This is a genomic window from Leptospiraceae bacterium, from assembly GCA_024233835.1.
Lineage (GTDB): Bacteria > Spirochaetota > Leptospiria > Leptospirales > Leptospiraceae > JACKPC01.
The window spans coordinates 1,390,458-1,414,776 of the sequence record JACKPC010000001.1; the positions used below are offsets into that span (position 1 = coordinate 1,390,458).

The following is a 24,319-nucleotide window of genomic DNA, read 5'->3' on the forward strand; positions in this document are numbered from 1 at the left end:
AATTTATTTGTTGCTTTAAACAGAACCGTTCAAAAACCTTTCCCTGACTTTCGGTTTAAACCGGCAGTCAGTAAGAGTAAATGTTATCCTTTTTAAAACAACCTTGAGCTTATTCTACACCTTCCCTGGTTTATTCGCAATTCCTTATAGTAGAGCAAAAAGGAAATCTGTGAGAGATTGATAGTTTATCGATTTTCCCTTGCTTTTTAGATAATTTATCCCGAACTCTATACATTTCCTTATAGGAAAATTTTTTTAGTGGATGTTTATTTAAGTAAAATTGAAAATTATCATAGTAATTTTCAGTAGACAAAGACTCGAATATAACTTTTACTGATGACAGGAGCCGGTAATGAATTCAGAAATCATTCTTGACTATAGCCGTTTTTCCATCGAGGAACTGGCAGAAAAAGACTACACTACAGCCCAAAGCTTCATGAAAGAAAAAGTAGAGAAGAATCTTTTTCGAGAGATTTCCAAAGAAGCTTATAAAGAATTTGTAGAGAATCTAAAGGAATTCTGGCTGGAAGATCTGCGAGAATTTAAACCGGAGAGAGGTTTTACACTTACGATTCGCTTTATGTCAGCCGGCCTGACCGCTGCTTCTGTATTTCGCTGCGAGGTCGATATCTGCGGGGACATAGCCACTCCCAAAGTGGTTGTTTGTAAATACGACGAGAAGGAAAATATAGAAATTGAGTCTCAAAACTTTAGAATGGTTATAAAATCAGGAGAGTCGGTCTTTCCGGACATCCAAAAAGCCCAGGCTTTTGAAAATGGGATGGCTCTTTTAACCATGCGTTCTGCTATCGAGAGTAAGAGTGCCATCACGGTTTTCAGTGCTATCAAGTTTATCCTCGATAAATACGGGCAGAACGAAAGAATGCTGGAATTTTATGCCAAAGTATTCGCGAATCATACCGGGATTGTCTACCGGGATATGCGGGATAAACTGTATCATACGCCGAATGCTCACTGGACTTCTCAGGACTCATTTCGCGGGCTTTATGCAGGTAAGACGGACTTAAAGGTTTTAGACGATAAAACAAAAGCCAGTCCGAATGGAACTTTCTCCGAAAGACTGAAAAAAGTCTGTTTAGATACCGGTCTGGAATATGAGAGTTTTCTAAATTTCTTAAGTACTTTTCCCGATTGCAGGGCTTTACTCTCCGGTGTGGCTATCCATAAGGATTTGAATCCTAACAATATCTTACTGGCTATCGGGGAAGATAGCGATAGGAATGAAATCATCAGTCCTATGCTGATTGACTTTTTTGAAATGCAGTATAAAGAGAATGAAAGGGGAGAAAACTGGCTTCCCCTGCTTTTTGATTTTAGCCGCTTTGAAGCCCAGATGTTTTTGTATTATTTCAGCTATTTAAGTAAAAGCTCAAATTCTAAAGAAGTTTTCTTTCAATCCTTTAAAAGGCTGATAGATGCCCTGAACAGGGGCAGGCTCGTAAAAATCAATTCAGCGGATCCGGCTGTTATAAGTAATGAAGCTCTTAGCTATATCTTTACTATCTTTTTCAAGCTTCGAGGCTATGTCTTTCGTGATTTAGCCGAACTGGGAATTGAGAAAAAGCTTATATACCAGAACTACCTATCTTCTCTGTCTTCGTTTTACTTTTCCTTTTTGAAAATGGATAAGGAAGAAGCTTTTCAAGATAAGTGGAATTTCTCCCTTCTGGCTGCGGATACCTGTAGAAAAAACATTATCGAGCTAACCGATAAACTGGACTATGACTCGATTTATCGGGAATCCAAATCGGACAGGCTGCATATCGGTGATTCCATGATGGCTCTTTTAGAAAGGAAACGTTATCACCATATAGCTCTTTCTGATAACTTACAAAAAGTTAAGGATTTCTTACACTCGGATAAGCAAATCCTTTATATCGAATCATCACCGGGAATGGGGAAATCCTCCTTTCTGGCTTATATCTGTGATGCTCTGAACGATAATATCCCGGAAAGTGAATTACCGGGAAACGTGTTTTGCATCCCGGTATTTTTTGATGATAAAGACAAGGCAAAAGTAAAAGAAAGAGAAACCAACAGGGCACTGAAGACAAAAGAAGAACAAAACATCGAGCTTAATTTTCAGGACATAGCCGATTATTTTGTCCAAATCCTCTGTGCTGCGTTTCATAAAGTGGATAAAGCACCGGAAGAAAAAAGCACCGACCGTTTTATCCGGCTCTGCCACGAAATTTATCCTGAGCTGGAACAAAAAAAGCAACAGGTCGTTTTCTTAGTCGATGCTCTCGACAGGAATTTTATAGAACTCGAACACTATGTCCTGACCAACCGTCTGCCGGGGCGGTTTCAGTATATTTTATCGAGTAGACCCCAAAATCCGCGCTGGGAAAGCTTTTATAATGAGCAGAGGCAGTTCTTTCGCTCAGAAACCTATAAGCTGGCAGAGTTTTCCAAAGATGATATTCGGGCTCTCTTTCAGGAATGGAAGGTGAGTCCGGAACTGACAGAAGAGGAAGCCGCATTACTCCATGAAAAAACCGGTGGTTACCCCATTTATGTAGAATTTATCCGCAGGCTTTTAGTAGCTGAAAAAGGCCGGGCAGCCAAGATGAGGCGGGAGGAACTGAAAGAGAGGCTGCATAGCTTTTCCAAAGAAGGTTTTGAAAGGGAATTATTTGATTATTATGATGAGCTGGTAAAATCCAAAAATAAAATTGTAAAACAGGTTCTGTTTTGTCTGGTGCTGGCAAAGGACTATCTTTCGGCTGCACATCTGGCCCGAATTTTATACGAGGAATTGGAAAGAGAGTATCATACGGATATAGAGGCCGACCTGATAGATGTTTTAAAGGACGACATTCTTCCTGTTATCCGGGAAGTCCTCGAATACGATGAAAATCAAAACTTTCGAATCTTTCACCGAAGCTATGAAAGATACCTGGAAGAAAAGTATCAGGGAAAAGGAGGTCTTCGAGATTTCCGGGCAACTTTTTTTCGGTATCTTAAGCAGTACAGAGACTATGCAGAAAACGAGGAGGAGAGAGTTCACTTTCTCTACTGTAAGAATTACCTCGGTTTACACCTCTACGAATGGGCACAATCCGAGAAAAGTTATCAAGAGAAATTCGATACTATTTTTGCCGAAATTTTTTCTATGGAAGAGGAAGAATACAGACTCTGGAAAAAGCCCCTGAAAGCCATGGTTTATTGGATGATGGAGAATCAGCCTTATAATGAAACTGAATTTATGCTGACTTTTTTAAAAAGTCAGATTCCGGCTATCTTTAGTTATCGCTACTTCCTGTTTTTGACTGAGATAATCGAGAAAAAGAAAAACAAGGGCTATGATACAACCTGGAATGCTTCTCTTCATTTCTTAAATTTGGAATTGATACAGGCTTTATCCAAGTCCGAACCCAATAACACTCAGTATAAAAGAGACATTTCGGTTTCTTATGACAGAATTGCTGATGTGTATGTATCGAGGGGAGAGACCGATAAAGCTCTGAAACATTTCACCGAATCTCTACTGATTGCAGAACAATTATCAAACTCCGAACCCAATAACAGTCTGTATAAAAGAGACATTTCGGTTTCTTATAACAGACTTGCTGATGTGTATGTATCGAGGGGAGAGACCGATAAAGCTCTGAAACATTTCACCGAATCTCTACTGATTGCAGAACAATTATCCAAGTCCGAACCCAATAACACTCAGTACAAAAGAGACATTTCGGTTTCTTATGACAGACTTGCTGATGTGTATGTATCGAGGGGAGAGACCGATAAAGCTCTGAAACATTTCACCGAATCTCTACTGATTGCAGAACAATTATCCAAGTCCGAACCCAATAACACTCAGTATAAAAGAGACATTTCGATTTATTTAAATAAGATTGCTGATGTGTATGTATCGAGGGGAGAGACCGATAAAGCTCTGGAGTATTACACCGAATCTCTACTGATTGCAGAACAATTATCAAACTCGGAACCCAATAACACTCAGTATAAAAGAGACATTTCGATTTATTTAAATAAGATTGCTGATGTGTATGTATCGAGGGGAGAGACCGATAAAGCTCTGGAGTATTACACCGAATCTCTACTGATTGCAGAACAATTATCCAAGTCCGAACCCAATAACAGTCTGTATAAAAGAGACATTTCGGTTTCCTTTAATAACATTGCAGATATATATGTATCGAGGGGAGAGACCGATAAAGCTCTGGAGTATTACACCGAATCTCTACAGATTGCAGAACAATTATCAAACTCGGAGCCCAATAACACTCAGTATAAAAGAGACATTTCGGTTTCTTATGACAGAATTGCTGATGTGTATGTATCGAGGGGAGAGACCGATAAAGCTCTGGAGTATTACACCGAATCTCTACTGATTGCAGAACAATTATCAAACTCCGAACCCAATAACACTCAGTATAAAAGAGACATTGTTCATAGTTTAATTAAGAAAGGTAATATCTTGATCTTCAAAGGAGATGTAGGAAAAGCAAAAAGTAGTTATGAAAAAGCTTTATCGCTTATAAATGTGGATGTTATAGATGTATCTATATTTTTTACAAAACTCAAGGCGGAAGTGCTACAGGGTCTTGTTACGGTCTCTATGATGGATTCTGAAGAACAGGATTCTGATAAAATTTTCAGTTATTCTCTGGAAGCCCTTTCCTTATGGGAGAAACTAAAGGAAGAATATGGCACAATCGATATACAAGTGCTAAATGGATTAGGAAAGTCTAATTTTCTCTTAGCTGTATTATCTGGTAATTTAGAAACGGGTGAACAGAGAAAATATATACATAAGGCTATTAAAAATCTTTTGGAAGTTCATAAAATTCAAGCAGATAATCCGGATGTTTTGATGATGCTTTCGAATGCTTATTCTATGCTTGGCAATGATTACTTAGAAAAAGAAGAAACAGAAAAAGCCAGAGAAGTAATTGAAAAATCTATAAATTATAGCCGAGCACTGGTTGAAAAATTTCCCGAAAATTACAACTATAAGCAAAGTATAATTTTTCCTTTAATAAGTATTGCTCAACTGGAAGATGATGAATCAAAAGCAATAGAATATTTAAAAGAAGCTTATGAAACGATTATAGCTTTGGAAAAAAAAGGCTATCATATACCGGGGATAGAAGAAATGAAGAATTGGATTCAATCTGTTATAGAAGGGAATGAAGAATGATTTAGTGTTGATATATTTTTTAATGTAAAAATACATCCTGATGAAGTAGATCTATATAACAGGCTGTAAGAAATAACTTGGATGATAGAAAATAAATAGCACTCTGTGATTCAGGAAAGAAACTCTGTTACCCTGACTCTGTATTTCTGTATCCGATCTTTTTTCACGCACTTCCAAATCTACTTGACTCATAAAATCCAGAGGTTGAAATGAGTTCTATTATGATAAAGTTTCCCTACGGTATCATGGATTTTTCTGACATAATTACAGAAGCTTATTTCTATCAGGACAGGACGGCCTTTATAGAGAAATGTGAAAATACAGCCAAGACTCTCTTCTGTGTTCGACCAAGGCGTATGGGAAAGACTCTCTGGCTCGATACCCTGGCCAGTTATTACGACATTCTCAAAAAAGACCGTTTTGATGACTTGTTCGGAAGTCTTTATATCGGGAAAAACCCAACACCCAGGCGAAACTCTTATCTTATCCTGAGGCTCGATTTTTCGAAGATTCAACCGGGCAAAACAGTAGAAGAAATCGAGAGTAGTTTTAATGATTATATAACAAATATTACTCGTGAGTTTTTGATAAATTATAAAGATTTCCTGATTGATTATTCAATTGATTTCAGTTCCAAAAAGGCAAATCATTCTCTGGATCAACTTTTAAGCTCTGTAAAACTATCCGGTCACAAGTTATATGTTCTAATAGATGAGTATGATAATTTTACCAACGAACTCATCAGCACCAACAGGTCGAAAGACTATTCGGATCTGGTTACAGGGGATGGCTTTCTGAAATCCTTCTTCAAAGTTCTGAAAGCCGGTAACATAGGTGCTATTGATAGAACCTTTGTGACAGGAGTTACGCCCATCACTCTAACTGACCTTTCGAGTGCCTATAATATTGCTACCCACATCACTTTTAAAGAAGAGTTTAATTCCTTATTGGGTTTTACGGAAGAGGAAGTAGAAGCCATGCTCGAAAGGGTCTTAGAAGAAATTGATCTGATGGCTAAAAAAGAAGAAATTCTTTCTCAGATGAGATACTATTATGATGGCTATATTTTTCATGAGGAAAGTGAGGAGCATATTTATAACCCGACCCTGACCTTGTTTTATCTTCAGGCCCTATTAAAAGAACGTAAAATTCCTAAAAAGTTTTTTGATAAGAACCTCGATATGGACATCAATAAGTTGGAGCACATTACAAAGCTAAGTTCCGTGCATGACAAAGTATTTGCTCTTTTAGAAAACGAGGAAAAGGTAAGCATTTCACATATAGTAGAAGAATTTAAACTGAAAGAACTCCTTACTATGGATGAACAGGCGGATAACTTTCTCTGGTCGTATTTGTTTTATCATGGCATCTTAACCTTTGGTGGAATAGATAGAACAAGGGTCCAATTAAAAATACCGAATACAGTATCCAGACATTTCTATTATGATAGAATTCGTTATAGCATTTTGCCGAAGAAATTAGATATATCTGAAATGCAGGAGAAGTTTTTTCTGGATTTAAATCTTTCTGAATTACAATCCTTTTTAGAAAAAACGGTACTGCCTTATTTATCTAACCGTGACTACATTCAGGCCAATGAACTGTCTATGAAAATAATGTTTCTCTCTCTCATGATGCGGGATGACCTGTATATCATAGACAGTGAAAAAGAAATCTTACGTGGCTATTGCGACCTTTTCTACCTCGGTCGCGGAGATACTCGAAAGAAATATGGTTTAAAAGATATATTAATCGAGTTCAAATTTATTAAACTCTCAGAATTGGAAGTCACACAGAAAGAAATAAAAGAACTTTCTTATGAAGAACTGGAAAACCTTCCACTAATTCAGACAAAACTGAAAGAAGCCAGAGAACAACTATCCATTTACAAAGAACGTTTGGAGAAGAGATTTCTTAACCATAATCCCTTTTTCAAAGATATGAGTGATTTTAAAATTCACCCCTTAAGTATTGTGTTTATTGGTTTTGACAGGGTAGTAGTAAAACCCGCTTGACTTACTGAATATAAACCTTGAAATGAGTTCTATTATGATAAAGTTTCCCTACGGTATCATGGATTTTTCTGACATAATCACAGAAGCTTATTTCTATCAGGACAGGACGGCCTTTATAGAGAAATGCGAAAATACAGCCAAGACTCTCTTCTGTGTTCGACCAAGGCGTATGGGAAAAACTCTCTGGCTCGATACCCTGGCCAGTTATTACGACATTCTCAAAAAAGACCGTTTTGATGACTTGTTCGGAAGTCTTTATATCGGGAAAAACCCAACACCCAGGCGAAACTCTTATCTTATCCTGAGGCTCGATTTTTCGAAGATTCAACCGGGCAAAACAGTAGAAGAAATCGAGAGTAGTTTTAATGATTATATAACAAATATTACTCGTGAGTTTTTGATAAATTATAAAGATTTCCTGATTGATTATTCAATTGATTTCAGTTCCAAAAAGGCAAATCATTCTCTGGATCAACTTTTAAGCTCTGTAAAACTATCCGGTCACAAGTTATATGTTCTAATAGATGAGTATGATAATTTTACCAACGAACTCATCAGCACCAACAGGTCGAAAGACTATTCGGATCTGGTTACAGGGGATGGCTTTCTGAAATCCTTCTTCAAAGTTCTGAAAGCCGGAAACATAGGTGCTATTGATAGAACCTTTGTGACAGGAGTTACGCCCATCACTCTAACTGACCTTTCGAGTGCCTATAATATTGCTACCCACATCACTTTTAAAGAAGAGTTTAATTCCTTATTGGGTTTTACGGAAGAGGAAGTAGAAGCCATGCTCGAAAGGGTCTTAGAAGAAATTGATCTGATGGCTAAAAAAGAAGAAATTCTTTCTCAGATGAGATACTATTATGATGGCTATATTTTTCATGAGGAAAGCGAAGAGCATATTTATAACCCGACCCTGACCTTGTTTTATCTTCAGGCCCTATTAAAAGAACGTAAAATTCCTAAAAAGTTTTTTGATAAGAACCTCGATATGGACATCAATAAGTTGGAGCACATTACAAAGCTAAGTTCCGTGCATGACAAAGTATTTGCTCTTTTAGAAAACGAGGAAAAGGTAAGCATTTCACATATAGTAGAAGAATTTAAACTGAAAGAACTCCTTACTATGGATGAACAGGCGGATAACTTTCTCTGGTCGTATTTGTTTTATCATGGCATCTTAACCTTTGCTGGAGTAGATGCTTTTAATATTATTCTGAAAATTCCTAATATTGTTTCTCGTCGTTTTTATTATGATAGAATTCGTGCAGCCTGTTTTCCTCCGAAGCTGGATGCCAATCAGATTCACAAATCTTTCTTCATAGATCTAAACCTGTCTGAATTACAAACCTTTTTAGAGAAAACGGTATTACCTTACCTATCCAACCGTGACTATATCCAGGCCAATGAACTTTCTATGAAAATAATGTTTCTCTCTCTCATGATGCGGGATGACCTGTATATCATAGACAGCGAAAAGGAAATCTTACGTGGTTATTGTGACCTTTTCTACCTCGGTCGCGGAGATACTCGAAAGAAATATGGTTTAAAAGATATATTAATCGAGTTCAAATTTATTAAACTCTCAGAATTGGAAGTCACACAGAAAGAAATAAAAGAACTTTCTTATGAAGAACTGGAAAACCTTCCTCTAATTCAGGCAAAACTGAAAGAAGCCAAAGAACAGCTATCCATCTACAAAGAACGTTTGGAGAAGAGATTTCTTAACCATAATCCCTTTTTTAAAGATATGAGTGATTTTGAAATTCACCCCTTAAGTATTGTGTTCATTGGTTTTGACAGGGTAGTAGTAAAACCCGCTTGACTTACTGAATATAAACCTTGAAATGAGTTCTATTATGATAAAGTTTCCCTACGGTATCATGGATTTTTCTGACATAATCACAGAAGGTTATTTCTATCAGGATAGGACGGCCTTTATAGAGAAATGCGAAAATACAGCCAAGACTCTCTTCTGTGTTCGGCCAAGGCGCATGGGAAAGACTCTCTGGCTCGATACCCTGGCCAGTTATTACGATATTCTCAAAAAAGACCGTTTTGAGGACTTGTTCGGAAATCTTCACGTAGGGAAACATCCAACATCAAGGCGAAACTCTTATCTTATCCTGAGGCTCGATTTTTCGAAGATCCAACCGGGCAAAACAGTAGAAGAAATCGAGAGTAGTTTTAATGATTATATTTACAGAACAATTAAGAAGTTTTCAGAAGATTACAGAGATTTTATTGAATCAGATAAATTAGATCTATATAAAGATAGCTGTACAGGTTCTCTCGATAGTTTATGTAATTACGTCGAATCATCCGGCCACAAGTTATATGTTCTAATAGATGAGTATGATAATTTTACCAACGAACTCATCAGCACCAACAGGTCGAAAGACTATTCGGACTTAGTTACAGGGGATGGCTTTCTAAAATCCTTCTTCAAAGTTCTGAAAGCCGGTAACATAGGTGCCATTGATAGAACCTTTGTGACAGGAGTCACGCCCATCACTCTAACCGATCTTTCGAGTGCCTATAATATCGCTACCCACATCACTTTTAAAGAAGAGTTTAATTCCTTATTGGGTTTTACGAAAGAGGAAGTAGAAGCCATGCTCGAAATGGTCTTAGAAGAAATTGGCCTGATAACCAAGAAAAAAGAAATCTTATCTCTTATGAAATATTATTATGACGGTTATACTTTTAGCAGAAGAGCTAAAGAGCATATTTACAATCCCACCCTGACCATGTATTTTCTGAATAATTTATTGGAGGAAAAAGATATACCACAACAACTTCTGGACAGGAACCTTGATATGGACATCAATAAGTTGGAGCACATTACAAAGCTAAGCTCCGTGCATAACAAGGTATTTGCTCTTTTAGAAAACGAGGAAAAGGTAAGCATTTCACATATAGTAGAAGAATTTAAACTGAAAGAACTCCTTACTATGGACGAACAGGCTGATAACTTTCTCTGGTCGTATTTGTTTTATCATGGCATCTTAACCTTTGGTGGAATAGATAGAACAAGGGTCCAATTAAAAATACCGAATACAGTCTCCAGACATTTCTATTATGATAGAATTCGTTATAGTATCCTTCCGAAGAAACTAGATATATCTGAAATGCAGGAGAAGTTTTTTCTGGATTTAAATCTTTCTGAATTACAATCCTTTTTAGAAAAAACGGTACTGCCTTATTTATCTAACCGTGACTACATTCAGGCCAATGAACTGTCTATGAAAATAATGTTTCTCTCTCTCATGATGCGGGATGACCTGTATATCATAGACAGTGAAAAAGAAATCTTACGTGGTTATTGTGACCTTTTCTACCTCGGTCGCGGAGATACTCGAAAGAAATATGGTTTAAAAGATATATTAATCGAGTTCAAATTTATTAAACTCTCAGAATTGGAAGTCACACAGAAAGAAATAAAAGAACTTTCTTATGAAGAACTGGAAAACCTTCCTCTAATTCAGGCAAAACTGAAAGAAGCCAAAGAACAGCTATCCATCTACAAAGAACGTTTGGAGAAGAGATTTCTTAACCATAATCCCTTTTTCAAAGATATGAGTGATTTTAAAATTCACCCCTTAAGTATTGTGTTCATTGGTTTTGACAGGGTAGTAGTAAAACCCGCTTGACTTACTGAATATAAACCTTGAAATGAGTTCTATTATGATAAAGTTTCCCTACGGTATCATGGATTTTTCTGACATAATCACAGAAGGTTATTTCTATCAGGATAGGACGGCCTTTATAGAGAAATGCGAAAATACAGCCAAGACTCTCTTCTGTGTTCGGCCAAGGCGCATGGGAAAGACTCTCTGGCTCGATACCCTGGCCAGTTATTACGATATTCTCAAAAAAGACCGTTTTGAGGACTTGTTCGGAAATCTTCACGTAGGGAAACATCCAACATCAAGGCGAAACTCTTATCTTATCCTGAGGCTCGATTTTTCGAAGATCCAACCGGGCAAAACAGTAGAAGAAATCGAGAGTAGTTTTAATGATTATATTTACAGAACAATTAAGAAGTTTTCAGAAGATTACAGAGATTTTATTGAATCAGATAAATTAGATCTATATAAAGATAGCTGTACAGGTTCTCTCGATAGTTTATGTAATTACGTCGAATCATCCGGCCACAAGTTATATGTTCTAATAGATGAGTATGATAATTTTACCAACGAACTCATCAGCACCAACAGGTCGAAAGACTATTCGGACTTAGTTACAGGGGATGGCTTTCTAAAATCCTTCTTCAAAGTTCTGAAAGCCGGTAACATAGGTGCCATTGATAGAACCTTTGTGACAGGAGTCACGCCCATCACTCTAACCGATCTTTCGAGTGCCTATAATATCGCTACCCACATCACTTTTAAAGAAGAGTTTAATTCCTTATTGGGTTTTACGAAAGAGGAAGTAGAAGCCATGCTCGAAATGGTCTTAGAAGAAATTGGCCTGATAACCAAGAAAAAAGAAATCTTATCTCTTATGAAATATTATTATGACGGTTATACTTTTAGCAGAAGAGCTAAAGAGCATATTTACAATCCCACCCTGACCATGTATTTTCTGAATAATTTATTGGAGGAAAAAGATATACCACAACAACTTCTGGACAGGAACCTTGATATGGACATCAATAAGTTGGAGCACATTACAAAGCTAAGTTCTGTTCACGACAAAGTATTTGCTCTTTTAGAAAACGAGGAAAAGGTAAGCATTTCACATATAGTAGAAGAATTTAAACTGAAAGAACTCCTTACTATGGATGAACAGGCTGATAACTTTCTCTGGTCGTATTTGTTTTATCATGGCATCTTAACTTTTGGTGGAGTAGATGCTTTTAATATTCTTCTGAAAATTCCCAATATTGTTTCTCGCCGTTTTTATTATGATAGAATTCGTGCCGCCTGTTTTCCTTCAAAGCTGGATGCCAACCAGATTCACAAATCTTTCTTCATAGATCTAAACCTTTCTGAATTACAATTCTTTTTAGAAAAAACGGTATTGCCTTATTTATCCAACCGTGACTATATCCAGGCCAATGAACTTTCTATGAAAATAATGTTTCTCTCTCTCATGATGCGGGAAGACCTGTATATTATAGACAGCGAAAAGGAGATCTTACGTGGTTATTGTGACCTTTTCTACCTCGGTCGCGGAGACACTCGGAAGAAATATGGTTTGAAAGATATATTAATCGAGTTCAAATTTATTAAACTCTCAGAATTGGAAGTCACACAGAAAGAAATAAAAGATCTTTCTTATGAAGAACTGGAAAACCTTCCTCTAATTCAGGCAAAACTGAAAGAAGCCAAAGAACAACTATCCATCTACAAAGAACGTTTGGAGAAGAGATTTCTTAACCATAATCCCTTTTTCAAAGATATGAGTGATTTTAAAATTCACCCCTTAAGTATTGTGTTTATTGGTTTTGACAGGGTAGTGGTGAAATAAAGGGAAGAGTTCGGAGAAGTGCTTATCAACTCTTGAAACCTGAAACCATCTTTTCTTTTTTTCAACACTTCCAAATCTACTTGACTCATAAAATCCAAAGGTTGAAATGAGTTCTATTATGATAAAGTTTCCCTACGGTATCATGGACTTTGATAAAATTATCACAGGTGGCTATTTCTATCAGGATAGGACGGCCTTTATAGAGAAATGCGAAAACTCGAACAGCACCCTTTTCTGTGTTCGACCAAGGCGTATGGGAAAAACTCTCTGGCTCGATACCCTGGCCAGTTATTACGATATTCTAAAGAAAAACCGTTTTGAGGACTTGTTCGGAAATCTTCACGTAGGGAAACATCCAACATCAAGGCGAAACTCTTATCTTATCCTGAGGCTCGATTTTTCGAAGATTCAACCGGGCAAAACAGTAGAAGAGATTGAGAGTAGTTTTAATGATTATATAACAAATATTATTCGTGAGTTTTTGATAACTTATAAAGATTTCCTGATTGATTATTCAATTGATTTCAGTTCCAAAAAAGCAAATCATTCCCTGGATCAACTTTTAAGTTCTGTAAAACTATCCGGTCACAAGTTATATGTTCTAATAGATGAGTATGATAATTTTACCAACGAACTCATCAGCACCAATAGGTCGAAAGACTATTCGGATCTGGTTACAGGGGATGGCTTTCTGAAATCCTTCTTCAAAGTTCTGAAAGCCGGAAACATAGGTGCTATTGATAGAACCTTTGTGACAGGAGTTACACCCATCACTCTAACTGATCTTTCCAGTGCCTATAATATTGCTACCCACATCACTTTTAAAGAAGAGTTTAATTCCTTGATGGGTTTTACGGAAGAGGAAGTAGAAGCCATGCTCGAAAGGGTCTTAGAAGAAATTGATCTGATGCCTAAAAAAGAAGAAATTCTTTCTCAGATGAGATACTATTATGATGGCTATATTTTTCATGAGGAAAGCGAAGAGCATATTTATAACCCGACCCTGACCTTGTTTTATCTTCAGGCCCTATTAAAAGAACGTAAAATTCCTAAAAAGTTTTTTGATAAGAACCTCGATATGGACATCAATAAGTTGGAGCACATTACAAAGCTAAGCTCCGTGCATAACAAGGTATTTGCTCTTTTAGAAAATGAAGAAAAGGTAAGCATTTCACATATAGTCGAAGAATTTAAACTGAAAGAACTCCTTACTATGGACGAACAGGCGGATAACTTTCTCTGGTCGTATTTGTTTTATCATGGCATCTTAACCTTTGCTGGAGTAGATGCTTTTAATATTATTCTGAAAATTCCTAATATTGTTTCTCGTCGTTTTTATTATGATAGAATTCGTGCAGCCTGTTTTCCTCCGAAGCTGGATGCCAATCAGATTCACAAATCTTTCTTCATAGATCTAAACCTGTCTGAATTACAAACCTTTTTAGAGAAAACGGTATTACCTTACCTATCCAACCGTGACTATATCCAGGCCAATGAACTTTCTATGAAAATAATGTTTCTCTCCCTGATGATGCGGGAAGAGCTGTATATCATAGACAGCGAAAAGGAAATCTTACGTGGCTATTGCGACCTTTTCTACCTCGGTCGCGGAGATACTCGAAAGAAATATGGTTTAAAAGATATATTAATCGAGTTCAAGTTTATTAAACTCTCAGAATTGGAACTTACACAGAAAGAAATAAAAGAACTTTCTTATGAAGAGCTGGAAAACCTTCCTCTAATTCAGGCAAAACTGAAAGAAGCTAATGAACAACTGTCCATCTACAAAGAACGTTTGGAGAAGAGATTTCTTAACCATAATCCCTTTTTTAAAGATATGAGTGATTTTGAAATACACCCCTTAAGTATTGTGTTCATTGGTTTTGACAGGGTTGTGGTAAAATAGAAGGGAAGGGTGTTTTTCCATAATTCGTTTTCTGTACCTATCGAGAAAGTAGAAAAAGTAAGAAAGATGAAATTTGAGAAATTAACTTAGCATTAAAAATCTATATCTCTTATAGTTTCGGATAATTTACAAGCGATATTCGGTTATACTTGAATTTAAGCTGAATCAGTAGACCCGGTTGAGCATGGGGACAAAACGAACATCTCCGAAATACTCTTTTTGTAAGCCTTCCTTTTTTTTTGTGATTCGTAGTAGTTTCTGTTTCTTTTCTCCTACGGGTAGAACCATAATTCCATTTTCTTTGAGTTGTTGAATCAGTCTTTCGGGTGTTTCCGGCGGGCAGGCAGATAAAATAATCCTATCGAAAGGAGCTTTCTCTTCTAAGCCTAAAAAACCATTTCCGTATATTACCGAAACATTATCATATTTCAATTGTTGTAAAAGATGAGAGCTGGATTCAGCCAGGGCTGCAATGTTTTCGATGCTGTAAACCTGTTTATAAAGATTCGCTAATACGGCTGCTTCATAGCCGGAACCACAACCAATTTCTAATATATTCAAAGATTTAGAAGCTTCTGAAAGTTCGGCCATATAGGCAACGATAAAGGGTTGAGAAATGGTCTGGCCATAACCTATAGAAAGTGGATAGTCTCCATAAGCTTTGGAAAGTAGATCTTCCGGAATGAAAAGGTGGCGTTCAACCTGCATCATGGCCTTAAGCACAGATTCATTTACAACTCCATATTGTTTAATCGTTTCCAACATTTCTTTTCGTCTGCTTATAAAATTCATATACTTACCTTATATCTTCGTACCGCTTTAATTCGTATCTTAAGGCTTTTCCGGACACAAGGGTTTCCCAGAAGCTGATACTTAAGGAAATGAGCATAAGAAATAAGGAAACTCCGAATACAGATCTTCCCGCTAATTCTTTATTCAGAAAGAGTAATATCATGGAAATTACACAGAAAGTAAAGGCGGCGATTCCGAAGGCTTGCATGAATTTAATGAGCTGAATCCTGAGACGAAGATTGGCGATTTGTTTTTGAATATAAGTATCTTTTTCCGGAATTTTACCGGCAAGCCCTCTTATTAGGGAAGCGAGGGCTAAAAAACGGTTGGTGTAGGCGAGAAGTAATAAGGAGATCGCCGGGAAGAGAAGTGCGGGAGTTGTAATATTGATTTGCATACTCCGAAATTATTAAGACTTTGTTTTCTCTGCAAGCAGGAATTTCAAAACTGAAATTTCTTTTTTTCTTTACAGGAAGAGTAAAAAGAGGGATATAAATGAAAAAGGTAGATTTATGTCGCAGGAACTTCCTAAAATTTTATATCTCGATGATGAAATTGAGAACCTCAGTAGTTTTAAAGCCCTCTTCCGTCCGTACTATGAAATTTATACCTGTGATGAGGTGGAAGAAGCCAGGGCAATTTTAAAGGAAGAGGAAATCCATATTGTAGTTGCTGACCAGAAAATGCCCGATATCAGCGGAGTAGAATTTTTAGAAGAAGTTGCAAGGCAGTATCCCTTGTTACCCAGAATTTTATTAACCGGCTACAGCGATGTGGATGCCATTATCCAATCTATCAATCGGGGAGAAGTCTATCGATATATTACCAAACCCTATATTGCGAATGATTTTAAACTTACGCTGGATTCTGCCTTTGAACTCTATTCTTTGAAAAAGAAAAATCAACTTTTATTAATAGAGCTGGAAGAAAAAAATCGTACCCTAGAAATGAAGCTGGAAATGCAAAAGCGAACAGAAGCTGAATTGCGCTTGAGTCAGGCCAGGCTTATGATAACTATTGAATCAACGGGGCAGGGGATCTGGGATTGGAATCGGAAATATAATCGAGTTAATTTAAGTGAAAACTGGTTGAAGTTTTTGGAGTATTCCGAGATGGAAATTCAACCTTTGCATAATCAATGGAAGAAGTTTGTTGATTCGGAAGATATAAAAAAACTAAAAAAAGAATTCTTTGTACATTTTCGGAATAAGACCTCTCGTTTCGAGGTTGAATTTCGACTGAGAAAAAAAGGCGGGGACTTAATCTGGGTATATGCTGCCGGAAAAGTAATCGAGGAACATAGAGGAAAGCCTTTACATATTGTGGGCCATTTTATGGATATTACCCAGAAGAAAGAAGCAGAATCCAAGCTTTTAGCTTTAAATGAAGTTCTGGAAGCTAGGGTGATGGAGAGAACGAGGGCTCTTGCTATAAAACAGGAAGAACTAAGGACAGTTAATAACAAATTGCTCTTGCATATAGAAAATACACCTCTGGCTTATATCGAAATTGATGAATACGGTCTTGTGAAGGCCTGGAATCCTTCTGCTGAGAGAATATTTGGATATAAAAAGGAGGAAGTGCTCGGGAAGGATATTTTTTACTTTTTTAAACAGGTTCCGGAGCTTAGGAATTATCCTCAGGATGATTTATTAATTTATAATGATAAGGATTCTATAAATACAACCAGTGTATCGCTACGAAAAGATGGTAAAAAGATTATCTGTGATTGGTATTCTACTACTTTATTCAATGATAAAAAAAATATTATTGGTGTTGCAAGTCTTGTGCATGATGTAACCGAGAGATTGCTGGCCGAAAAGGAAACGGTTGAAACGAATCTCGCCCTGAAGAAAGCAAAAGAAGAAGCCGAGAAAGCGAATAAAGCCAAGAGTGAATTTTTAGCCAACATGAGCCATGAAATACGTACTCCTCTAAATGCAATTATTGGATTTACAGATTTATTGGAAGATTTAGTAAAAGAAACCACACAAAAACACTATCTGAATTCTATTAAAACAAGTGGCAAGGCCCTTTTGGCTCTCATTAACGATATATTAGATTTATCAAAAATTGAAGCCGGTAAATTAGTATTATCTTATGAAATGGTAAACCCTTATTCTATTTTTGAAGAAATTAAAAATATCTTCTTTCATGCAATTACCCGAAAAAAAATAGATTTCCTCTTATCTATTGAACCGGAAATGCCGGGTCTTATGCTGGATGAAATTCGCTTGAGGCAGGTCTTGATTAATCTTGTAGGGAATGCTGTCAAGTTTACCAGTGAAGGTTTTATAAAGTTAGAAGTAAAGTATAAGCCTATTTATGATATGGAAGGTTATATAGAGTTGTTTATATCCATACAGGATACGGGAATCGGGATTTCTTTTGAGGAGCAAAAGCTGATTTTTGATGAGTTTCGGCAGAGTCAAAAAACCTTGAATCAACATGGTGGAACGGGTCTGGGTTTAACAATTAGTAATCGCCTGGTAAAGACTATGGGGGGAGAAATCATACTCAGCAGCAAAGAGAATGAAGGAAGTATTTTCACCATTCATCTTCCGAGGGTTCGTATCGGAGAGGTCTGGCAAAAAGAAGAGGAGAAATCGAATGAATTTATAAACTACAAGTTTAAGGGATCTAAAATATTACTGGTTGATGATATAGAAAGTAACCGGAATTTGATTATAGGATATTTAAAACCTGAAAACTTAAAATTATACCAGGCAAAAAACGGAATAGAAGCCATTCAACAGTTTCATAAACATAATCCGGATTTAATCCTTATGGATATTCGTATGCCCTTAATGGATGGGAATGAGGCAGCAAGGAAAATTCGTATGCACAGTAAGGATGTCTGTCTTATTGCCCTTACAGCTTCGATTTTAAACGAAGAGGAAAATGAGCTATTTAATAAATATTTACGAAAACCGATTCGGAGGACGGAACTTTTATCGGAGTTATTTAGCTTCTTGCCGCATCATATTGAAGAGGAAACGAAGGCGGAAACTCTTGAGAATCCGGATGAAAGAGATAATAAAGAAACCTGGAGAGAGTTACTTTTAATTTTAGAAAAGATTTTTGAAACTGAATTTTCGGGACTTAAGGAGAGAATGATTTTTGATGAGCTTATTAAGTTTGCCGATAAGATTCAATACTTTTCTGAAATTCATCACTGGCAGAGATTGAAGATATATGCAGAAAGAGTAAAATTTGAAGCCGAGCTTTTTGATATAAAAGCTTTAGAGAAATCTCTCGAATCTTTTTACGAGTATATTGAATACTTGAAAAAACAGTTGCTCTGAATGGAAGCCTGTCGTGTCAGAACCGGGTGTAGTGAAAAATCTCGGTTCTTGAAGATGATAAATCGCAGTTTCTAAGAATATTAATTGACACGAAAAAAAGAAACAGAAATCCTCCTATTAGTCAGTTTCAGGGGGAATTAATGGGATTAGCTCCGGAAGGCCTTGGTCCGCTTCTCGTTCAGCTTATTTTTGGTATAGGATTTTCTGTTGTAATTTTAGGTTTAGCCCTTCTTATCAGCCCAAAAAAACGTAGTAAGCCGCATGATACCTTTGAGTGTGGTGTTACCTACTACGGGGATGCGAGAGGACTTTTTAATATAAAATTCTATCTGGTTGCCGTTCTTTTCATTCTATTTGACATTGAAGCTGTATTTCTTTATCCCTGGGCTGTCAATTTACGGAAATTTAAAGAGGCGGGACTCGGCAACTTTGTCATGCTCGAAATGTTTCTATTCATCTTTATACTTGTCGTAGGCTTATATTATATTTGGAAGAAAGGAGCTCTGGAATGGGATTAGCTGAAGTTCTAAAAAACCCCGGTCAGGCCCTCGGCGACTTTGCACAGGTTGCCAATCTCGAGACTTTTATCAACTGGGGGAAAAGTTATTCTCTCTGGCCCTATCCGTTTGCAACTGCCTGTTGTGGAATTGAGTTTATGGGAGCTGCCTGTTCGGATAATGATATTGCGAGGTTTGGTGCGGAGAGACCTTCTTTTTCTCCGAGACAGGCAGATATGATACTCGTTCTCGGAACGATTACCTACAAAATGGCACCGGTACTCCGACAGATCTACGACCAGCTTTCCGAGCCGAAATACGTTATCAGTGTAGGAGCCTGTGCTTCTTCCGGTGGTATGTTTGATACCTACGGAGTGGTTCAGGGGATTGACAGGTTTTTACCTGTAGACCTTTATATTCCCGGTTGTCCGCCCAGACCCGAAGCCATCCTTGATGCTCTTGTAAAACTTCAACAAAAAGTAAAAACTCAGGGCCTTGAAGAAAGGCGTAAAGAAGTAATGCAGAAAATTCAGGAAATCAACGAAAGAAACAGGCCCCAGATCGTAAAATGAAAGAAAAAATACAGTCTTTATTAAAAAGCAAATTTTCAAGTTCTATCTATAGGGAAGAAGAAGTAAAATCTAATATCCCGGTCTTTTTTATAAAACCGGAGGGAATTCGGGAAGTTGTGAAAGCACTGAAAGAAGACCTGCAATTTACTTTTTTAAACGACCTCACCGCCATAGACTGGCTCGGAAAAAAGGAGCCTCGCTTTGAAGTATGTTACCTCCTTCGTTCTCCTTCCAATAAACATGCAAGAGTGATGTTAAAAGTTCCGGTAGAAGAAGGAGATTCAGTTCCGAGTATCACTTCCATCTTTAAAGGTGCTAACTGGCCGGAAAGGGAGGTCTATGACCTGATGGGAATCGAGTTTTCCGAGCATCCTTACATGGAAAGGCTAATTTTGCCGGATAACTTTCAGGGTCATCCCCTGCGAAAAGACTACCCACTCGAAGGTTTTGGCCAGGATTATTTAATTTCCGATCTTTTACAGATTCACCAGGAGGAAATATAAGCGTATGGCAATGTATGAAAAAACAGCGGAACGGTTTAAGGGAAAGTTTCAAAACCTCCCGGAAGGCCACATGCTTATCAACCTCGGCCCTTCTCATCCCGCAACCCACGGAATTTTACAGAATGTTATTCAACTCGATGGAGAGCGGATCGTAGAAGCAGAAGCGATTATCGGTTATGTTCACCGCTGCTTTGAAAAGTTGGGTGAACGTTATGACTACAACCAGTTTTTAGTCTGTACGGATAGGATGAACTACGTTTCTACCCCGATGAACAATATCGGCTGGATCCTTGCCGTAGAAAAAATGCTACAAATTCAGGTGCCCGATAAAGTAACTTATGTTCGTATGATTATTTCCGAACTTTCTCGGATTATGGATCATATTATTTGCACTACGATTCTCGGGGTGGATTTAGGTGCTTTTTCCGGAATGCTGTATTTATTTCATCACCGCGAAAATATTTACCAGATCCTCGAAAAGCTTACAGGCGCAAGGCTTACAACTACCTTTTGTCGGGTTGGTGGGATGGAAAGAGACCTGTATCCTGAATTTGAAAAGGAAGTAAAACTGGTTATCAAGGGTCTTACTCCTGCAATTGATGAGTTTGTTAACCTTTTGATTAATAACCGTATTTTTAATGAAAGAACTGCCGGTATCGGTGGAATTTCAGCGGAAGACGCAGTAGCCTACGGTTACAGCGGTCCGAATCTGAGAGCTGCCGGGGTAGACTGGGATGTTCGTAAAGATGAACCTTATATGTTCTACGATAAGGTCGACTTCGATGTAGCTGTTGGAGAAGATGGCTCGGCTCTGCACAGAACTCTGGTTCGAATCGAGGAAATGCGCCAGTCTATCCGTATTATTGAGCAATTAATCGATAATATTCCTTCCGGTCCTTTTCATGCAGACATTCCGACTGTTTTTCTCCCGGAAAAGCAAAAGGTTTACAGCAGCATGGAAGAGCTTATCTATCACTTCAAAATCATCATGCACGGAATCAGTGTTCCGCCGGGTGAATACTACATGGCAACCGAAGCTGCGAACGGGGAACTGGGTTTTTATATTGTATCAGAAGGAGAAAAATCTCCTTACCGGGTGCATGTGAGAAGACCCTGTTTCTGGTATTACCAGTCTTTTCCTGAGCTGGTCAAGGGAGGCCTGATTGCCGATTCCATTGCCACCATGAGTTCTTTAAATGTTATCGCCGGGGAGTTAGACTGTTAAAATGGCATATCAATTCACACAAGAATCAGAAAAGAGATTTACAAAGCTTCTGGAAATGTTTCCCGATAAACGCTCCATGATACTTCCGGCCCTTTACCTCGTGCAAAGAGAGAAAGGATTTGTAGATAAAGAAAGTATGCAATATATCGCGGATAGGATAGGGGCACCTATTTCTCTGGCGAATGTTTACGGTGTAGCTACGTTTTATACAATGTATAATAAAAAACCCGTAGGCAAGTTTCATATCCAGATCTGTTCCAATATTTCCTGCTATGTCATGGGTTCGGACAAAGTAACCGACCATGTCTGCAAGAAATTAGGAATCAAAGAAGGAGAAACTACGGCAGACAAGAAATTTACTGTTAGCGAAGTGCAGTGCCTCGGAGCCTGCGGTTACGGTCCTATGATGCAAATTAATGATACGTATTACGAACACCTGAACCTTGAAGAAGTGGACAGGATTCTGGATTCTCTGGAGTAAAGAATGGCGGAATTGAAATTATTAACCAAACACCTTGGAGAAGAAGGCTGCGGAACTTTAAAACACTACCAATCGGTAGGAGGTTTCACCGCTCAAAAAAAAGCTCTTTCCATGAAAGGTGCAGAACTCATTGATGAAGTAAAAAAATCCGGATTGAGAGGAAGGGGAGGTGCGGGTTTTCCTACCGGCATGAAGTGGTCTTTTATTCCTCAGACTGATAAGCCGAAGTATCTTCTCTGCAATGCAGATGAGGGAGAGCCGGGCACTTTCAAAGACAGGGTTCTTCTGGAGCAATTACCCCACCAGATTATTGAAGGAATGGTAATTGCAGCTAAAGCCATTGATTCCCATACAGGTTTTATCTATATTCGCGGTGAATACAAAAAAAGTTATGATATACTCCAGGCAGCCATAGACGAGTGTTACAAAGCCGGACTTCTCGGAAAAAACATTATGGGTTCCGGTTTTGATTTCGAACTCGGTCTTTATGCCGGTGCCGGTGCCTATATCTGCGGAGAGGAAACCGCTCTTATCAATTCTCTCGAAGGAAGGAGAGGTCATCCCCGTTTAAAACCGCCTTTCCCGGCTGTAGCAGGGCTTTATAATTGCCCTACCGTTGTAAACAACGTAGAAACTTTCAGTGCGGTTCCGCATATTATCAATAATGGTGGAGAATGGTATGCTAAGATGGGAACACCCAAGTCTACCGGAACCCGTCTTTTCAGTGTATCGGGACCTTTGAAGAAACCCGGTGTGTATGAAATCGAACTCGGCACACCTCTCATGGAACTTATTAATAACCTCTGCGGAGGAATGGCAGAAGGACATGAGCTGAAAGCTATTATTCCGGGTGGTTCTTCTGTACCTATTTTAACCGCAGAAGAATGTAAAACTGCCAATATGGATTTCGAATCCATGATGGAACATAAAACCATGCTCGGAAGTGGTGCGGTAATCGTGCTTTCTGATAAAACGAACCTGGTAGAAACCACTTATCGCTTGGCCAGTTTTTATGCGCATGAATCCTGCGGACAGTGCACTCCCTGTCGGGAAGGAACGCACTGGATCAAAGACCTTCTTCACAAAATTCGGGATGGTCTGGGTAGTAAGAAAGACCTTGAGCTCATCCTATCACTTACTGTGAATATGGAAGGAGGAACTACCATTTGTCCGCTGGCAGATGCCTGCGTGGGTGCAGTCAGGCCTACTATAGAAAAATTCAGGCCGGAATTTGAGAAGAGGCTTCAGCCGACATCATAGAAAGGGATATTCGAAGGATTATTTATGGATTTAAGCCTGCTTTTAGTCTGGATTGTAAAGACAGTCCTGTTTTTTGTAATTATCATCACGGGTTGTGCCTACTATACCCTCGCCGAAAGAAAGGTCGCCGGTTTTATTCAAAGAAGGCCGGGACCAAACCGGGCGGGTCCATTCGGTATTTTTCAGCCCTTAGCGGATGGAGTGAAATTTCTTACTAAAGAAGAAGTTTTTCCCATTCATGTAAATAAAATTACCTACCTGATAGCTCCGGCGATTTCAGCTACCTGTGCGATTATGGCCTGGTCGATTGTTCCTCTCGGAGGAACGATTCCTTTACCGGAAGGTCTGGCGAAAATACTGGGCTTTAACCAGCTCCAGCTTATGGTAGCCAATCCCAACACCGGGATTCTGGTTTTATTTGCGATTTCTTCTTTAGCTGTTTATGGAGTCATTCTTGCCGGCTGGTCGAGCAATAACAAATACTCCCTTTTGGGTGGAATTCGTTCTACAGCCCAAATGATTAGCTACGAACTTCCTCTCGGCCTTTCCGTAGTAGCCGTAGTACTATTAGCGGGTTCTTTAAGGCTTACCGAGATAAATGAAGCCCAGAAAGGTCTCTGGTTCATATTTACCTTGCCCGGTTTTATTGCCTTTTTAACCTTTACAGTTGCCATGTTTGCCGAAACCAACCGTCTTCCCTTCGACCTTGCCGAAGCAGAATCGGAACTGGTTGTAGGATTCCATACGGAATACGGGGCTTTTAAATTTGCTCTCTTTTTCATAGCGGAATATATGAACATGATCACCATGAGCTGTGTGGTGAGTCTGCTCTTCTTCGGTGGTTATAATGTTCCTTTCGGACTTTTTGCTAATAGTCCATTTGTTCATGTGGCAGGACTTCTCTTCTTCACCGTAAAAGTCCTCTTTTTTGCTTTTCTCTTTATGTGGGTACGCTGGACGCTTCCGAGGTTTCGTTATGATCAACTCATGCAACTGGGCTGGAAAAAACTGATTCCCTGGTGCCTTTTTAATATAGTATTAGCTGCCACTTATGTAGTTTACTGGGGGGATTCCTGGAAAGGGATTTTTAACTAAGA

At 38.3% G+C, this 24,319-nt stretch carries 16 protein-coding genes; 14 read left to right on the forward strand and 2 right to left on the reverse strand.

The genetic code is table 11. From position 1 onward, the window contains the following. Positions 1-352: 352 nt before the first annotated feature. From H7A25_06345 to H7A25_06370, 6 genes are all read left to right on the forward strand, one after another. Positions 353-5,188, forward strand: coding sequence for a tetratricopeptide repeat protein (locus H7A25_06345; GenBank protein ID MCP5499504.1), 4,836 nt, complete (start codon positions 353-355; stop codon positions 5,186-5,188). Positions 5,189-5,409: 221 nt separating this feature from the next. Beyond that, entirely contained in the window at positions 5,410-7,203 is a 1,794-nt protein-coding gene (locus H7A25_06350) for an AAA family ATPase (protein ID MCP5499505.1), read from the forward strand. 34 nt (positions 7,204-7,237) lie between these two features. Continuing rightward, positions 7,238-9,031 (forward strand): AAA family ATPase, encoded by a 1,794-nt coding sequence (locus H7A25_06355; GenBank protein ID MCP5499506.1) that lies wholly within the window; start codon positions 7,238-7,240, stop codon positions 9,029-9,031. 34 nt (positions 9,032-9,065) lie between these two features. Further along, complete coding sequence (locus tag H7A25_06360) at positions 9,066-10,859, forward strand: AAA family ATPase (GenBank protein MCP5499507.1); 1,794 nt, start codon at positions 9,066-9,068, stop codon at positions 10,857-10,859. 34 nt (positions 10,860-10,893) lie between these two features. Beyond that, positions 10,894-12,681, forward strand: a complete 1,788-nt coding sequence (locus H7A25_06365; protein ID MCP5499508.1) for an AAA family ATPase — start codon at positions 10,894-10,896, stop codon at positions 12,679-12,681. Between the two features lie 118 nt (positions 12,682-12,799). After that, the gene (locus H7A25_06370; protein ID MCP5499509.1) at positions 12,800-14,587 is read left to right on the forward strand and encodes an AAA family ATPase; all 1,788 of its coding nucleotides are present in this window, start codon (positions 12,800-12,802) and stop codon (positions 14,585-14,587) included. Positions 14,588-14,752: 165 nt separating this feature from the next. Here H7A25_06370 and H7A25_06375 read toward each other — a convergent pair whose 3' ends face one another. Together H7A25_06375 and H7A25_06380 are read right to left on the reverse strand one after the other, a co-directional pair. Continuing rightward, complete coding sequence (locus H7A25_06375; protein ID MCP5499510.1) at positions 14,753-15,379, reverse strand: protein-L-isoaspartate(D-aspartate) O-methyltransferase; 627 nt, start codon at positions 15,377-15,379, stop codon at positions 14,753-14,755. A 4-nt stretch (positions 15,380-15,383) separates the two neighbouring features. Beyond that, positions 15,384-15,776 carry a DUF2721 domain-containing protein gene (locus tag H7A25_06380; protein ID MCP5499511.1) on the reverse strand — a complete coding sequence of 131 codons (393 nt, stop codon included), beginning with the start codon at positions 15,774-15,776 and terminating at the stop codon, positions 15,384-15,386. 115 nt (positions 15,777-15,891) lie between these two features. Here H7A25_06380 and H7A25_06385 point away from each other — a divergent pair, with 115 nt between their 5' ends. From H7A25_06385 to nuoH, 8 genes are all read left to right on the forward strand, one after another. Next, complete coding sequence (locus H7A25_06385) at positions 15,892-18,684, forward strand: response regulator (protein MCP5499512.1); 2,793 nt, start codon at positions 15,892-15,894, stop codon at positions 18,682-18,684. Positions 18,685-18,824: 140 nt separating this feature from the next. After that, positions 18,825-19,202 (forward strand): NADH-quinone oxidoreductase subunit A, encoded by a 378-nt coding sequence (locus H7A25_06390; protein MCP5499513.1) that lies wholly within the window; start codon positions 18,825-18,827, stop codon positions 19,200-19,202. Beyond that, on the forward strand, positions 19,193-19,753 hold the full coding sequence (locus H7A25_06395) for an NADH-quinone oxidoreductase subunit B (GenBank protein ID MCP5499514.1): 561 nt from the start codon (positions 19,193-19,195) through the stop codon (positions 19,751-19,753). The genes H7A25_06390 and H7A25_06395 overlap by 10 nt, the downstream gene beginning before the upstream one ends. Beyond that, positions 19,750-20,256 (forward strand): NADH-quinone oxidoreductase subunit C, encoded by a 507-nt coding sequence (locus H7A25_06400; protein ID MCP5499515.1) that lies wholly within the window; start codon positions 19,750-19,752, stop codon positions 20,254-20,256. The genes H7A25_06395 and H7A25_06400 overlap by 4 nt, the downstream gene beginning before the upstream one ends. Before the next feature lie 10 nt (positions 20,257-20,266). Further along, positions 20,267-21,481, forward strand: a complete 1,215-nt coding sequence (locus tag H7A25_06405; GenBank protein ID MCP5499516.1) for an NADH-quinone oxidoreductase subunit D — start codon at positions 20,267-20,269, stop codon at positions 21,479-21,481. A gap of 1 nt (position 21,482) precedes the next feature. Continuing rightward, entirely contained in the window at positions 21,483-21,962 is a 480-nt protein-coding gene (gene nuoE / locus H7A25_06410) for an NADH-quinone oxidoreductase subunit NuoE (protein ID MCP5499517.1), read from the forward strand. A 3-nt stretch (positions 21,963-21,965) separates the two neighbouring features. Then, on the forward strand, positions 21,966-23,222 hold the full coding sequence (gene nuoF / locus H7A25_06415; protein ID MCP5499518.1) for an NADH-quinone oxidoreductase subunit NuoF: 1,257 nt from the start codon (positions 21,966-21,968) through the stop codon (positions 23,220-23,222). Between the two features lie 24 nt (positions 23,223-23,246). Beyond that, positions 23,247-24,317 carry an NADH-quinone oxidoreductase subunit NuoH gene (gene nuoH, locus H7A25_06420; GenBank protein MCP5499519.1) on the forward strand — a complete coding sequence of 357 codons (1,071 nt, stop codon included), beginning with the start codon at positions 23,247-23,249 and terminating at the stop codon, positions 24,315-24,317. The last annotated feature ends 2 nt before the right edge of the window (positions 24,318-24,319 follow it).